This window comes from Rhodococcus sp. IEGM 1307 (assembly GCF_030056915.1).
GTDB classification, from domain to species: domain Bacteria; phylum Actinomycetota; class Actinomycetes; order Mycobacteriales; family Mycobacteriaceae; genus Rhodococcus_F; species Rhodococcus_F opacus_D.
On the sequence record NZ_JASHKW010000005.1, the window covers coordinates 197,245 to 211,775 of the forward strand.

At 66.9% G+C, this 14,531-nt stretch carries 15 protein-coding genes; 8 read left to right on the forward strand and 7 right to left on the reverse strand.

Annotated elements, in window-relative coordinates; genetic code table 11:
• Genes QM841_RS11765 through QM841_RS11780 form a run of 4 tightly spaced genes read right to left on the reverse strand, consistent with a single transcriptional unit; the run spans nucleotide 1 to nucleotide 4,208 of the window.
• On the reverse strand, nucleotides 1-699 hold the full coding sequence (locus QM841_RS11765; protein ID WP_283332120.1) for a GltB/FmdC/FwdC-like GXGXG domain-containing protein: 699 nt from the start codon (nucleotides 697-699) through the stop codon (nucleotides 1-3).
• Nucleotides 687-1,583, reverse strand: a complete 897-nt coding sequence (locus QM841_RS11770; protein WP_283332121.1) for a class II glutamine amidotransferase — start codon at nucleotides 1,581-1,583, stop codon at nucleotides 687-689. The genes QM841_RS11765 and QM841_RS11770 overlap by 13 nt, the downstream gene beginning before the upstream one ends.
• Before the next feature lie 24 nt (nucleotides 1,584-1,607).
• On the reverse strand, nucleotides 1,608-2,969 hold the full coding sequence (gene glnT / locus QM841_RS11775) for a type III glutamate--ammonia ligase (protein ID WP_283332122.1): 1,362 nt from the start codon (nucleotides 2,967-2,969) through the stop codon (nucleotides 1,608-1,610).
• 45 nt (nucleotides 2,970-3,014) lie between these two features.
• Nucleotides 3,015-4,208 (reverse strand): NAD(P)/FAD-dependent oxidoreductase, encoded by a 1,194-nt coding sequence (locus QM841_RS11780; RefSeq protein ID WP_283332123.1) that lies wholly within the window; start codon nucleotides 4,206-4,208, stop codon nucleotides 3,015-3,017.
• A gap of 314 nt (nucleotides 4,209-4,522) precedes the next feature.
• Between QM841_RS11780 and QM841_RS11785 the strand changes: the two genes are divergently transcribed.
• The 5 genes from QM841_RS11785 to QM841_RS11805 are packed head-to-tail and all read left to right on the forward strand — an operon-like array spanning nucleotide 4,523 to nucleotide 7,981.
• A complete protein-coding gene (locus QM841_RS11785; RefSeq protein WP_009475598.1) occupies nucleotides 4,523-4,906 on the forward strand; it encodes a cupin domain-containing protein in 384 nt (127 codons plus the stop codon).
• Between the two features lie 6 nt (nucleotides 4,907-4,912).
• On the forward strand, nucleotides 4,913-5,452 hold the full coding sequence (locus tag QM841_RS11790; RefSeq protein ID WP_317569139.1) for a dimethylamine monooxygenase subunit DmmA family protein: 540 nt from the start codon (nucleotides 4,913-4,915) through the stop codon (nucleotides 5,450-5,452).
• The gene (locus QM841_RS11795) at nucleotides 5,449-6,426 is read left to right on the forward strand and encodes a PDR/VanB family oxidoreductase (protein ID WP_283332125.1); all 978 of its coding nucleotides are present in this window, start codon (nucleotides 5,449-5,451) and stop codon (nucleotides 6,424-6,426) included. The genes QM841_RS11790 and QM841_RS11795 overlap by 4 nt, the downstream gene beginning before the upstream one ends.
• A complete protein-coding gene (locus QM841_RS11800) occupies nucleotides 6,423-7,421 on the forward strand; it encodes a heme-dependent oxidative N-demethylase family protein (RefSeq protein ID WP_283332126.1) in 999 nt (332 codons plus the stop codon). The genes QM841_RS11795 and QM841_RS11800 overlap by 4 nt, the downstream gene beginning before the upstream one ends.
• Nucleotides 7,388-7,981 carry a TetR/AcrR family transcriptional regulator gene (locus tag QM841_RS11805; protein ID WP_349307400.1) on the forward strand — a complete coding sequence of 198 codons (594 nt, stop codon included), beginning with the start codon at nucleotides 7,388-7,390 and terminating at the stop codon, nucleotides 7,979-7,981. Before QM841_RS11800 ends, QM841_RS11805 begins: the two co-directional genes overlap by 34 nt.
• Before the next feature lie 45 nt (nucleotides 7,982-8,026).
• On the opposite strand, the gene QM841_RS11810 is transcribed toward QM841_RS11805, so the two are convergent.
• Nucleotides 8,027-8,578, reverse strand: a complete 552-nt coding sequence (locus tag QM841_RS11810) for a HutD/Ves family protein (protein WP_283332128.1) — start codon at nucleotides 8,576-8,578, stop codon at nucleotides 8,027-8,029.
• 201 nt (nucleotides 8,579-8,779) lie between these two features.
• Here QM841_RS11810 and QM841_RS11815 point away from each other — a divergent pair, with 201 nt between their 5' ends.
• Entirely contained in the window at nucleotides 8,780-10,132 is a 1,353-nt protein-coding gene (locus QM841_RS11815; RefSeq protein WP_283332129.1) for an ammonium transporter, read from the forward strand.
• Between the two features lie 69 nt (nucleotides 10,133-10,201).
• On the opposite strand, the gene QM841_RS11820 is transcribed toward QM841_RS11815, so the two are convergent.
• Both QM841_RS11820 and QM841_RS11825 read right to left on the reverse strand, forming a co-directional pair.
• Entirely contained in the window at nucleotides 10,202-10,798 is a 597-nt protein-coding gene (locus tag QM841_RS11820; RefSeq protein WP_349307401.1) for a cupin domain-containing protein, read from the reverse strand.
• A gap of 72 nt (nucleotides 10,799-10,870) precedes the next feature.
• A complete protein-coding gene (locus QM841_RS11825; RefSeq protein WP_280781195.1) occupies nucleotides 10,871-11,536 on the reverse strand; it encodes a helix-turn-helix domain-containing protein in 666 nt (221 codons plus the stop codon).
• A gap of 170 nt (nucleotides 11,537-11,706) precedes the next feature.
• Here QM841_RS11825 and styD point away from each other — a divergent pair, with 170 nt between their 5' ends.
• Together styD and QM841_RS11835 are read left to right on the forward strand one after the other, a co-directional pair.
• A complete protein-coding gene (styD, locus tag QM841_RS11830) occupies nucleotides 11,707-13,194 on the forward strand; it encodes a phenylacetaldehyde dehydrogenase StyD (protein WP_283332131.1) in 1,488 nt (495 codons plus the stop codon).
• Nucleotides 13,195-13,234: 40 nt separating this feature from the next.
• Nucleotides 13,235-14,350: an NDMA-dependent alcohol dehydrogenase gene (locus QM841_RS11835; RefSeq protein ID WP_283332132.1), complete on the forward strand. Its 1,116-nt coding sequence runs from the start codon at nucleotides 13,235-13,237 to the stop codon at nucleotides 14,348-14,350.
• Nucleotides 14,351-14,531: the final 181 nt, after the last annotated feature.

A 14,531-nucleotide genomic window follows, 5' to 3' on the forward strand; every position in this document is an offset into this window, starting at 1 on the left:
CTAGTACGCGCTGGCGTTGTCGACGTGGAAGTTGTAGAGCTTGCGGGCGGAGCCGTAGCGGGTGAACTCGGACGGGTCGGCGTCGAAACCGGCCAGATCCAGCAGTTCCCGCAGTTCCGTCAGGTGCTCCTCGCGCATGTCCTTCTTGATGCAGTCGGCGCCGAGGGAGGCGACGGTGCCGCGCACGTAGATGCGGGCCTCGTACAGCGAGTCGCCGAGGGCCTCGCCGGCGTCGCCGAGGACGACGAGACGTCCGGCCTGACCCATGAACGCGGACATGTGGCCGATGTTGCCGCCGACGACGATGTCGACGCCCTTCATCGAGATGCCACAGCGCGCAGCGGCATTGCCGTCGATCACGAGGAGGCCGCCGTGGGCGGTGGCGCCCGCGGACTGCGACGCATCACCCTTGACGTGCACCGTCCCCGACATCATATTCTCGGCCACGCCGACTCCGGCGTTGCCGGTGACGGTCACCGTCGCGTGCTGGTTCATACCGGCGCAGTAGTAGCCGACGTGCCCGTCGATGGTGACGTCGATGTCGGAGTCGAGGCCGCAGGCCAGCGCGTGCGCGCCCTGCGGGCCGGTGACGGTGACCGTCTTCGGGGCTTCGGGTGAGGTGAGCCGCTCGTTGACGGCACGGGTACTCGACGTCTCGAGGTTCAGGACAGTCGCTTCGGTGGTGGCTACCGGTGCCATACGTACACCTCTTCCGGTTCGGGCTCGAAGATTCGGGCGTTGTCGACGCCGGGCAGGTTCGCCAGGGCGCGGTATTCGGAGGCCATCGCGACCCACTGGTCGGTCTCGGCGATGACGGCGGGCTTGCAGGAGATGGCGTCCCGGACCACGGCGAACGAGTCGGCCGTCGAGACGAGCAGGGTGTAGAAACCGTCGAACGTCTCGTTCAGCATCAGCAGCGCCTTCTCCAGGTCGACGCCCTCGGCGAGCTGCTTGGCGACGAACCGCGCCCCGACCTCGGTGTCGTTGGCGCTGTCGAAGACGACGCCGTCACGTTCGAGCTGATGCTTGATGCTCATGTGGTTCGAGAACGAGCCGTTGTGCACGAGGCACTGGTCGGGGCCGACGGAGAACGGGTGCGACCCCTCGGCAGTCACCGCGGATTCGGTGGCCATGCGGGTGTGCGCGACACCCTGCCAGCCGCTCGCCGACGGCAGCCCGAACCGGTTCGCCAGGTCGATGGGGTTTCCGACGCCCTTGAGGACGGTCAGGTCGTCGCCGAAGCCGATGACCCGCGCCGACGGCACCACGCTGCGCACTGCCGCCGCGAGATCCTCGGCGACGACGACGCCGTGCAGGATCGTCGTCGGGGACAGGTCGATTCCGGTGACGGTGGTGTCGAGTGACGCCGACAGCCTTGCGGCGAGTTCCGTTGCGGGGATGGGGCAGTCGAGCAGTGAGACCGTGGAATCCCCGACCGGTGACCAGGCCTGGTCCCCGTAAATCGCCATGCCTGCGGAATCGGGTCCGCGGTCGCACATCTGACCGAGCATGTCGGTGAGCAGGGCGCCGAGTTGTGGGTAGAGGGACGGCTCACGCAGGTGAAGTCCGACGATTCCACACATGGATGTCTCCTTTCGGGAGGTCTGTCAGAACGCTGTCAGGTAGTGGTCGAGTTCCCAGGGGGAGACGGTGTTGTGCCAGGCGAAGAACTCCTCGCGCTTGAGTGTCGCGAAGTACTCGGCGACCCCGGGTCCCGCGACGTCCAGGGCGCCCGTCACCACCGGATCCGTTTCCAGGGCGTCCATCGCGTGTAGCAGCGTCATCGGCAGCATGTCGCTGGGACTGTCGCCGGAGCCGGGGGTGCCGGGGTCGAGATCGCGTTCGATGCCGTCCAGGCCGGCGGCGATGGCGGTGGCCGCGGCGAGGTAGGGATTGGCCGAGCCGTCGCCGCCGCGCAGTTCCACCCGGTTCCTGTCCGGAACCCGGAGGTAGTGGGTGCGGTCGTTGCCGCCGTACGTGGCGTAGCGAGGCGACCAGGTGGCACCACTGCTCGTCGACGTGGCGCCGGTCCGCTTGTACGAGTTGACGGTCGGCGCGATCACACCCTGCAGTGCGCACGCGTGCTCGAGGATCCCCGCGATGAACGCGTACGCCGTCCTCGACAGTCCCAGCCCCTTCGGGTCGTCCCCGTCCGGGAACACCGAACCGGCGTCGTTCCACAGCGACAGGTGCAGGTGCATCCCGGAACCGGTGCGGTCGGAGAAAGGTTTGGGCATGAACGTGGCCTTCATGCCGCGCTTCTCGGCGATCACCGACAGCAGGTACCTTGCGGTGATCACCCGGTCGGCGGTGGTCATGGCGTCGGCGTAGTCGAAGTTCTGCTCGAACTGCCCGTTGCCGTCCTCGTGGTCGTTGGCGTAGTTGCCCCACCCGAGCGTGTTCATGGCCGCGGACACCTCGGTCAGATGGTCGTACATCCGGGTGACGTCGCGGGCGTCGTAACACGGCTGACGACTGACGTCGGCCGTGTCCGCGGTGGTGAGGGCGCCGTCTCCGACGCGGTGGACGAGGAAGTACTCGATCTCCGCGCCGACGTTGACGGACAGGCCGAGATCGGACGCCTTCTTCAGCGTCTCCTTCAGGATCACCCGCGGCGCATACGGCCAGGGCTTTCCCTCCACGTGCGGGTCGCAGTGCACGATCGCCAGTCCGGGCTTCACGAACGGGATCGGCGTGAACGACGAGACATCCGGTACGGCAACGAGATCGGAATCCTTGGGCTCCTGCCCCATGTGCCCCGCCGCGTAGCCGGCGAAGCCCACGCCGTCGTCCTGAAGCTGTTCGACGGCCTCGATCGGGACCAGTTTGGCGCACGGCTTGCCGGACAGCGTCACGAACAGGGCGAGGATGAAGGTGGTTCCGGTGGCCCGGGCCACCTCGGACAAGGTCTGCGGTGGGGTTGTCACGATGTTCTGCGCGGTGAACGCGTCAGCAGTGTCGACAGCCATGGGTAGCTCCTGAACTGGTGGTCTACGGGTGAGGGGGTCTGTGGGTCAGCGCATCTCGCCGGCGCCCTCGTAGGGGTGCAGGCTGAACAGGAGGTCGCCCTCCTCGAAGCGTGAGTAGCGGAAGTCGGACGGCTCGACGTTCGGGAGGCTGGTCGTGCCGTCGTCGAGCAGCATGTCGGCGACGAGGCGACCGACCGCGGGTGAGATCTTGAAACCGTGACCGGAGAACCCGGTGGCCAGGAACAGTCCGTCGACCGGTGCGGGTCCGATGATCGGGTTGTAGTCGGGAGTGACGTCGTACGCGCCGACGTAGCTCGAGGTGATCCGCGGATCGGGCATGTCGGGCAGACGGTTCCCGAGCTTGCCGATGTTCTTCTCGATGGTGCTGTCGTCCGCGCGGTTGCTGTACTTGTCGGGGTCGATGTATTCGGGCGCGGCGTGGTCGCTGTTGCCGACGAGCAGTTCACCGTTCGGCTCACGGCAGATGTACTGCAGTCCGGCCAGGTCCGACAGCACCGGCACCTCCGGAGTCGGAACACCCTGGTCGATCAGGACGAGCTGTGCCCGTTGGGCTTTCACCGGGATGTCGACGCCGACACCGGCGCCGAGTTCAGGGGCCCACGGACCGGTCGCGAGGATCACCTGCTCGGCATGCACTTCGTCGCCGTTCGTGAGCGTCACCCCGTAGACGCGGCCGTCCGCGTTCTGCAGCAGCGACGCCACCGGCGTGCTCTGGCGGATTTTGACGCCCAGCTTGCGGGCCGAGGCACCGAACGCCATGCCGGCCATGTACGCCTCCCCGCGGCCACCGAGGGGCTCGTACGCGAAGGCGGCGAAGTCGTCGAGATGCAGCCCCGGCCACAGTTCGGCCATCTTGTCGTGTCCGATGTAGTCGACGTCGATACCGAGGCCCTGCATCATCGCGACGTTCGCCTTCAGCGGGTCGATGTTGTTCTCACCGACGCCGACCACGTATCCGCACTGGCGGAATGCCATGTCGTCGCCGAAGATCTCGGTGGCCCTGGTGAAGATGTCGACGCCGTACCACGACATCGCCGCCAGCGACGGCGTCCCGTAGTGGCACCGGACCACGCCACTGGACTTGCCGGTCATGCCCGAGCACAGGGTGTCACGCTCGAGGACCAGGACATCGGTCTCGCCGCGGTCCGCGAGCGACCACGCGATGGCGAGACCTTCGAGTCCCCCACCGACGATCACGAACTTTGCTGTCTGTGTCACGTTGCTTCCTTCATTCGGCCGGATGATCGGGCGCTGTCGGCTTGGGTAGCGGTTCGTTTCACCTCATGAATCGCTGTTGTTCACTATGAAACAGTTCTACTATGTCGATCGTGTTACGGCAACGTTGTCGGTGCATCACCAAATCACGGCGCTCAAAAGCTTTTTCAAAAACTATCTTCGCTCTCATCTGCATGTTTCCGGCCTCTCCGGATTGATTTACGTCATCGAAATATGTCTTGTGGTTTCCTGTTGCTACTCCTCGTTTCATACAGAGGAGTCGCGGACCCAACTCACCACACCTTCAGGGAGAACCCATGACCACGACCGACAAGCCCACCGCCGTCCCGTTCCGCGTCACCGCTGGATTCCACGAGAACCTGCCTCAGATGCCGGTCTCGGAGTACCCGGGCACCAAGGGATACATCGACGACGTCTTCGCCAACCCGGACGGCTCGGAGATGTCGGCCGGCTACTTCGAACTCCAGCGCACCGACGCCCCGCTCGACTACTACTACGCCTACGACGAGATGAAGGTCGTCCTCGAAGGGGAGTTCACCCTCGAGAACCTCGACACCGGCCAGGTCGAGGTGGCGAAGGCGAAGGACGCGATCTTCTTCCCCAAGGGCTCGCGCATCCGCTTCACCACCCCCGACCGCGCGTTAGCCTACTTCGTCGGCCACCGTTCCTTCGCTCCCTGATCCGCGATGGCGGTTTCGATGAGGTCGACCAGCGTCCCCCGGTGGCGATCCGATTACTCGGCCGTCGACGACCTCGCAGCGGGCGCTCTCGTCACCCGCTACGTATTGGTCTCGGACCGCACGGTCGGCGCGCAGGTCCTCCGCGCGCTGTCCGAGCGCGTGGCGCCCGTTCCCACTCGCACGGTGATCGTCGACGACGGGGCCGGATCCGGGTTCGGCGGGCTCGACGAGCTGTTGTCCGAGGCGCGCATCGGGTGGCGGTTCGTCGTGGCGGGACCCGACCACATGGTGGGGGCGGTGCGTGCTCGGCTGATCTCCGCGGGCGCGGTGCCCAGCGAGATCGCCGTGGTGATCACCGACCCCGACGTATGGATGCGCGACGTGTTCTGCGCGCACTGCCACACGACGTCGTCCTCGGTGCCGGTAGCCATCGGCGGCCGGACACCGTGCAGCGGTTGTTCCGCCGAACTCACCGTCTACTACCACTACTCCCGGCGTCACAGCGCCTACCTGGGATATCGAGCCGACTCGGAGGAACTGCCATGACCACGGCCCTCGAAACAGTTGCGGGCGAGAGCATCACCGGAGGGCTCACTCTGACGGTGCGCGAGGCACGGCTGCTGTGTCCGGGCATCCGGCACGTCGTGCTCGCGGACCCGGCGGGCCGCACCCTGCCGTCGTTCACCCCGGGCAGCCACATCGCCGTCACCTGGGCCGAGGGTCGGCAGAATTCCTACTCGCTCACCGGCCCCTCGATCGAGCCGGACCACTACGCGATCTCGGTCCGGCTCGACGAGAACGGCCACGGGGGTTCGCGCTGGGTCCACGACCTCGAGCCGGATCAGCGCATCCGTGTGAGCCTTCCGCGGAGTGCGTTCGCGCCCGTGCTCAATGCTCGGCACCACCTGCTGGTCGCGGGTGGAATCGGCGTCACGCCGATCCTGTCGCACGTCCGGGCCGCGCTCGAGTGGGGTCGTTCGTTCGAAGTGATCTACTCATTCCGCGATCAGTCGGGAGCGCACGCCGACAAGTTGGCGGCGCTGTGCGGTGACCGGATGATCACGGTCTCCACGCCCGGAGAACTCGCGGACCGCCTCGTCCCGAAGCTGGCGGACCAGCCACTCGGTACCCACGTCTACACGTGCGGTCCCGCGCCGATGATCGCGGCGGTGGCCGAGTGGGCCCGCGACTGCGGCTGGCCGCCGGGGCGCGTGCACTCGGAGGCGTTCGGGGCGGGCCCGCTGCCCGAGGGGGCGCCCTTCGCCGCCACGCTCGGGCGCACCGGAATGATCGTTCCCGTGCCCTCGGGCACCAGCCTCCTCGAGGCGTTGCTGGACAAGGGAATCAACGTCCCGAACCTCTGCCGGCAGGGTGTGTGCGGCGAATGCCGGCTGTCGGTCCGCGGCGGCGCGATCGAACACCGCGACCTGTTCCTCACCGACGAGGAGAAGGCCTCCGGAGATTCGATCATGCCGTGCGTATCACGTTCCGCAGGAGACCGATTGGAGCTGGATCTGTGACATCGACCGACTCGCGTGCCGACCACATCGCGCGCTTTCCGTTCCCCTTTCCGCGCGACCAGTACCGCTACAGCACCAACGTCGAGCCGGCCGGGAACCCCACCGCCACCGTGGCTGGCAGCTGGGGTGACACCCGCATCGCCATCGACGCCCACTATCACCGGGAACTCGCCGAACGCGAGCGCATCCTGGCCGTGGATCCGTCGCGGCACCAGTGCCTGCCCCACATGGTCCCCGCCGCGTGGGACGCGATGCTCACGCTGATGCGCATGCTTGCCGACGAATACCCCGACACCATGACCCTCGCGCGGCGCGAAGACGGGTGGTTGTGGAAGAACGACCTCCTCGGGATCGAGCACAACTTCGTGTTCGGGGATCTCGACACGTTGCCGGCGCCGCCGCTGGTGTACATCTGCGGCCAGATCCAGGAGGACGTCGTGCTGCTCGATCAGCGTGAGGGCGAACTGTGGGGTGACGCAGGTCTGGTGACGTTCGCGGCGGACTGGTCCTTCGGATTCGACGTGGGCATGAGCTTCCTCGAGATCCACGGCCCCGTCCCGCGCGTCCACAGCGAGAAGATCATCACCCGCGCACACAACTTCCTGATGCGGCTCGAGCCCGGCCAGAGCTACCGACGCACCAACTGGACGCTGACCGTCGACGGCAAACTCGACACGTCGACCGAGACCTACCCCGAGTGGGGGAAGGACCGGCGCACCCTCGCCGACGGCCCGCTGGACGAGGTCGGGGACCGCCTGTTCCTGAGAACCGAAGTGCAGCACCTCATCCGGCTCGCCCACTCCGGTGCCGTCATGTTCCTGATCCGGACGTATCTGCTTCCGTTCCGGGATATCGCGACCGTTCCGGGATGGGGCGATCGGCTGTACCGGGTGCTCGAGGACCTTCCGGTGGACATGGCCGAATACAAGGGCATCAGTCGCACCCGGGAACCCGGCATGAGATGGCTGCTGAACCACGGGAATGTGGAACTGTGACGCTCACCGATCGGGCAGCACCCCAGAGCGATCAGACTCTCTACCTCGTTCTCGCGACGGTCTCCGTGATCGCCCGCGACGGCCTGCGCGGGCTGACGACGCAGGCCGTCGCCCGGGAGGCCGGCATCTCGGACGAGGCCGTCCTGCGCAGCGCCGGGTCGACGGACGCCCTCCTCGACGCCGCGCTCCGGTACGCGCTCGACAAGAGCGCGAGCGTCTTCGCCGACATCGCCGCCGGCTCGTCGCTCGACCACTTCGTCGAGCACCTCACCGACCTCGTCGCCCGCGACCCCGACCTCCAGGTCTTCCAGTACGAGCTGATGCTCGAATCCCGACGCACGCCACGCCTCGACCCGCACGTGAAACTGCTGTACGCCACGTACATCGAGGCGACGTCCCAGGCACTGACCCGGCTGGGCATCACCGCCGACGAAGACCTGACCCTGCTGGTGTACTCGGCGATCGAGGGATTCATCATGCACCAGCTGATCGCGAAGGATCGTCCCGCGACCGAGCGCGCGATCGGGCGACTACGCCGGATCCTGTCGACCGCGAGGTAGTCCCTGCACGTGAGTGGCAAAGTGTGCCCTGGCACGCTTTGCCACTCACGTGCGGGCGAGGACCTCCGCCACCACGACCGACGCCTGCCCGGACAGCCGCACCGACCCTTGCTCGACGAGGAGACAGTCGCCCGGTTGGACGGGACCGAGGTCCGTCGCCAGCCGCCCATCGAGAACCAGGACGAGGACGGCAAGCCGCCCGTCAGCGGTGACGTCCTGCGCCGCTCCGATGTCGACGACGTCCACGGACGCCGCTGTGGTGGACCTGTGGACCATGACGTTGAACGCCTCGGTCAGCCCTTCCGCCACACAGTCGGGGCTGCGTTCACCGGCGAATGCCGTCGGACTCAGGCGCGGAATCAGGGTGGGGCCGCCGCCGAAGTCGAGTGACACGGGATGGTCGCCGATCACCGTGAAGATGCGGTCCACCTCGGGGAATGGCGAGAACGTCGAACCCGCCTCGAGCGTCGCGACGCTGAAGCGCCACCGGGACGCGACACCGGCGGCGATCTCCGCTGTGGTGCCCGCGCCGTTGGCCCACGGGGTGGTCCGCCGATCCGAGCGCCGGGCGATGCGGGCCTCGCGAACTGTGGTCACTCGTTCTCCTTACCTAGAAAGTCCACTGTCAAGATACTTTGTTTCGCGCATCGGCACGCAGGCGCACGCCGAATTCCGTTACGCAGTTGTCACTCAGCGAACTATTTCCGCAATCTCCGCTTTGGTTCACTGACACTAGACATTGATTCCCAAAGGCGGACGCGACAAGTGTCACGCCATCCTCGATCAAGGTGGACGACTATGAACGAAGCAGTCGCTGCGGCCGACACCGCCTGGATTCTCGCGGCCTTCACGGCAGTGAGCCTCATGGTGCCGGGCCTGGCCATGTTCTACGGCGGAATGGTCAGCGTGCGCAACACGCTCAACATGGCCATGATGACGTTCGGCGCGTTCGCCGTCGTCGGGGTGCTGTGGATCGTGTTCGGCTACTCCGCCGTGCTGGGTAACTCCCTCGGCGGTCTCGGCATTCTGGGCGACCCCCTCGAGTTCTTCGGCTCCAGTTCATTACTGGAGGCCCCCGCCGAACCCGGACTGCCGCCCGCGCTGGTCTCGGGATTCCAGCTGTTGTTCGCCGGCATCACCGTGGCACTCATCTCGGGTGCGCTGGCCGACCGGATGAAGTTCGGCGCCTGGATGCTGTTCGCCGGACTGTGGGCGACGTTCGTCTACTTCCCTGTCGCCCACTGGGTGTTCGCGTTCGACTCCGCGGACGGGTCGGTGATCGGCGGATGGATCGCCAACACCCTCGGCGCCATCGACTTCGCCGGCGGCACCGCCGTGCACATCAACGCCGGCATCGCCGCCCTCGCCGTCGTCCTGGTTCTCGGGGCCCGCAAGACGTTCCCAGTCTCGCCCCGCCCGCACAGCCTTCCCCTGACCATGCTCGGCGCCGGCATCCTTCTCTTCGGCTGGTTCGGATTCAACGGCGGCTCGGCGCTGTCCGCCGGGAACAGCGCGTCCGTCGTCATCCTCAACACCGTCGCCGCGGCGTGCGCGGGTATCTGTGCCTGGCTGGCAGTCGAGAAACTGCGTGAAGGTCACGCCACCTCGCTGGGCGCCGCTTCGGGCCTGATCGCCGCGTTGGTCGCCATCACACCTGCCTGCGGCGCCGTCTCACCGCTCGGCGCTCTGGTCGTCGGAGGCGCCGCCGGCGCGGTCTGCTGCTTCGCGGTCTCCTGGAAGTACCGGCTCGGCTACGACGACGCGCTCGACGTCGTCGGTGTGCACCTCGTGGGCGGCATCCTCGGCACCGTTCTGATCGGTTTCCTCGCGGATCCGGCCGCTCCCAACGGCGCCGCGGGGCTCTTATACGGCGGCGGCGTCGACGTGCTGTGGCGTCAATGTGTCGCCGTGGCAGCCGTTCTCGCCTACTGCTTCGTCGTCACACTGGTGATCGCACTGGCACTGAAGAAGTTCATGGGCATTCGCGCCGACCAGGACAGCGAGTACGACGGCCTCGACGTGTCCGTCCACGGCGAAACGGCCTACGTACTCGATGCCGTCGGCCTCACCGGCGCCTCGAAGCATGGCACCGACGCGGTTCTCGGCGCAGAAGCAATCACGACCAGGGCTGCGGACCCCGCCAAGGCCTGATCCCGGTCCCGAGACAGACAGTGGTCCTGCCCCCAACACTCCGCGGGGCAGGGCCACTGGTGTGCCCAGCTAGGTCAGGCTCTGAGCCAGACCCCGAAGCCTTGCACTGTAATTGTTCGGCTGAGCGGACAGGAACTGACTCAGCACGATCAGTTCGAATTCCTCCATGGCGGCCGAATCTGCAGTAATCGCGGTATGATTCGCCACTTCGTGCTCCAGAAGTTCGACCGCCTCCCGCCACCCTCGGATCGCGGGTCGTCCGAGTTCCATCTGCGGCTCGAATCTCAGCGGTTCACCGAGTGGGCTCCCGAGAATTTCCTGCAAGTGCTCCTCGAGACTTCGGCGCGCCAGTCGGATGATCAGCTGAGATTGCCCTTCGTGCCACTGCATGGTGGCGGAGCGTCCCGGCTGCAGAATCGACGCGATCGACATGGTCGAATCGAACTCCTCGGCGCCAGAAGTAATTCGGGCCGTACCCGACAGCGGGATCTGAACGACGTAGAAGTCGCCGAGATCATCCGAGTTCATCCGCGCATCGGTGCCGTAGTCGAAATAGTAGACACCGATCGTGCCCGCGGTGGCCAGGTGAACCGGCTCGAGGCGGTCGAAGGGCAGCGCGGACTGGCCGTCGGACGCTATCTGAACTGTCGCTATCACCGTAACCACGACCTTTCGAACCAACCGCCACTCTACGCCCGGCGCGGAGGCGGAGGAAGGTCGAAATTCCGATTACGGCCGTCAGTCCTCGTGGTGGTCGGGGTATGCGGTGACGGCGAGAAAGCGGATGGGCAACCGCACGAGATCGTTGGGCCCGTGCAGACCTTCACCGTCGAGGAGCAGCGAATCCCCCGGCCGCAGCGTGTACTCGGCCTCGCCGTGCCCGTAGACCATGACGCCCTCGAGCATGTAGAGCAATTCGGTGCCGGCGTGCTGGAACAGCGGAAACGTCTCACTGGAGTCGGTGAGCGTGACCAGCACCGGCTCGAGTCGCTTGTGCTGGCCGCGCAGTGCGCCGAGAAGTTCGTAGTGGTGTCCCACCCGGGTGCCTCGCCCGACGATGACCGCACCGCGGCCCGCCTCGACGTACACGGCGTCGCGGGCGGTGTCGGCGCCCCGGAACAGAGAGGTCACGGGCACGTCGAGCCCGGCTGCCAGACGCGCCAGCGTCGACAGACTGCACGAGGTCTGCGAGTTCTCGATCTTGGACAGCATGGCCTTCGAGATTCCGACTTTGGCCGCCATGTCCCCCACTGAGAGTCCACTGGCTTTGCGGAGCGACCGGACCTGCCTGGCGATCACCTTCTCGAGATCGGGCCCGGTCGGCGTATCGGACGGCACCTCACGCTCGACGGGCGCGGGGTCTCCCGTGTCGCGGTGGACCTCGGTCTCGGGTCGAGTGGTCACGTCCGCATCGTAGCAGCGCCGTTTACTGTCAGGAAACCGCGACTCACTACGCCGGACGGCGAATCGGTGCGCATACGAGCAATAACTATGCGCATGCGTGCAAGACGACGCCGCGCCTCCGCCCGCATGCTTGTGACAGCCATCACAACACCACCGGGAGAGTTGACGCCATGACCGCAGTACACGAGAACGTCAGTGCCACAGGACTTCCTGATGGAACCGCGACCGAGTTGTTCATCGGCGGGCAGTGGCGCACGGCGTCGGACGGCGGGACGTTCACGGATCTGAACCCGGCCACCGCTCGCCCCCTCGCCCAGATCGCGTCCGGCACCGCCCAGGACATCGACGACGCGGTCCGGGCCGCCCGCACGCAGCTGAACGGTGAATGGGGTTCACTGCCCGGCGCCGCCCGCGGACGGATCCTGAACAAGGTGGCCGATCTCATCGAACGCGACGGCGAGATCCTGGCCCGGCTCGAGGCCCTCGACGTCGGCAAGCCCGTCGGCCAGCCCACCATGCTCGACATCCCGATGGCCGCCGGCACGTTCCGGCACTTCGCCGGCTGGGCCGACAAGATCACCGGCCAGTCCATCCCGACTGCCGGCTACTTCGGCCAGCCCACCCACTCGTACACCGTCCGCGAACCGGTCGGCGTGATCGGCGCGATCGTTCCGTGGAACACCCCGCTGATGATCTCGGCATGGAAGATCGCCCCGGCCCTCGCCGCCGGGAACACGCTGGTGGTCAAGCCGCCGGAGGACGCACCGCTGTCGATCCTTCACCTCGCGACGCTGCTGGAGGAGGCCGGACTGCCCGCAGGCACCGTCAACATCGTGCCCGGGCTCGGCGAGGTCGCGGGCGACGCACTCGCCGGCCACCCCGGCGTCGACAAGATCAGCTTCACCGGCAGCCCCCGCGTCGGCCGGATCATCGCCAAGCGCGCCGCCGACACGTTCAAGCGCACCACCCTCGAACTCGGCGGCAAGTCCCCGCAGATCATTCTCCCCGACGCCGACCTCGAGGCCGCCATCAACGGCACCGCGATGGGACTGTTCTTCAATCAGGGCGAGGTCTGCGCCGCGGGCACCCGCATCCTGGTGCACCGCTCGCTGTACTCGCAGGTGGTCGACGGTCTCGCCGCCGCCGCGTCCGCGCAGGTCCTCGGCGACCCGTTCGATCCGGCGACCACGATGGGCGCCCTGGTGAACGCGAAGCAGCGTGACACCGTCCTCGGCTACATCGAGGCCGGACGCAGCGAGGGCGCCCGGGTCGCCGCCGGCGGTGGCCGCCCGGACGGGGACGGGTTCTTCGTCCAGCCGACCATCTTCGCCGACGCGAACAACGACATGAAGATCGCGCGGGAGGAGATCTTCGGACCCGTCGGCACCGTCATCGCGTTCGACACCACCGATGAGGCGATCGCGATCTCCAACGCCACCGATTACGGGCTCGCCGCCTCGATCTGGACGCGCGACGTGTCCCACGCCCACACCCTCGCCGGCAAGGTCCGCGCCGGAGCGGTCGCGGTCAACGGCTGGGCACCCATCGACCCCGCCCTGCCCTGGGGCGGCATGAAGACCAGCGGCACCGGCCGCGAACTCGGCTGGGCCGGAATCGAAGCCAACACCGAGGAGAAGGTCGTCACGATCATCCTCTGATCGCTCACAGCATCGACGTCGTCGGACAGGAGCAGGACTTATGAAAACCCAGGCCGCAGTGTTGTGGGAGCCCGGTCAGCCGTGGCAGATCGAAGAACTGGAACTCGACCCCCCGAAGCACGGAGAAGTGCTTCTGCAGCTGGCGGCGTCGGGGATGTGCCACTCGGACGAACACGTCCGGGACGGCAGCCTGCCGCTCGAGTACTACCCGTTCATCGGTGGCCACGAGGGCGCCGGCATCGTCCTCGAGGTCGGGCCCGGTGTCACCAGCGTCGAGAAGGGCGATCACGTCGCCCTCGGATTCATCCCCGCGTGCGGCCGATGCAGGCAGTGCGCGACCGGCCAGTCCAGCATCTGCGACCTGGGAGCCCACCTGCTCGAGGGCTGGCAGATCTCGGACGGCACGGCGCGGCATCACGTTCGCGGCAAGGACGCCGCCATCCAGTGCCTGATCGGAACGTTCTCGCCGTACACGGTGGTCAACGAGGCGTCGTGCGTCAAGATCACGAAGGACATTCCCCTCGACAAGGCGGCGCTGGTCGGCTGCGGTGTCACGACGGGCTGGGGGTCGTCGGTGTACGCGGCCGGCGTCCAGGCCGGTGAGACCGTCGTCGTGATCGGCATGGGCGGCGTCGGGTGCGGGGCGGTTCAGGGCGCCGCGCTCGCCGGGGCGCGGCACGTAGTGGTGGTCGACCCGTCGGAATTCAAGCGGGAGCAGGCCAAGATCTTCGGTGCGACCCACACCGCGGCGAGCATCGACGAGGCGCTCCCCCTCCTCCAGGATCTGACGTGGGGCCAGCTCGCCGACAAGGTGCTCATCACCATCGCGAATGCGAGTGGCCGCATCATCGCCCCGGCGATGAGCCTGGTGGCCAAGGGCGGCACCTGCGTCCACGTGTCGGTCGGCGACGTCACGCAGAACGACGTCGATCTGAACCTGTTCGATCTGACGGCGATGCGCAAGACCCTCAAGGGGGCGTGGTTCGGCAACGCGAACATCCGGTTCGACATCCCTCACCTACTGCGCCTGTACATGGAGGGTCAGCTGAAGCTCGACGAGATGATCACGAGGACATACACACTCGATCAGATCAACGACGGCTACGAGGCGATGCGGAAGGCCGAGAACGTCCGCGGCGTCATCATGTATTCGTAGATCGGCACGGTCGGGAGCGGTGGGGCGCTGCACGCCTCTCCGCTCCCGGCCTGGTTCCCTGCCCCCATGCCGTACGTGTTCCTGCTTGCCGCGATCGCCGCCGGTCTCGTCGTCTCGGGAGTGGTCGTTCTCAATCTCGGCGGAGCTCATTGATACCGTGGTCGCATGATCGCTGGTGGGG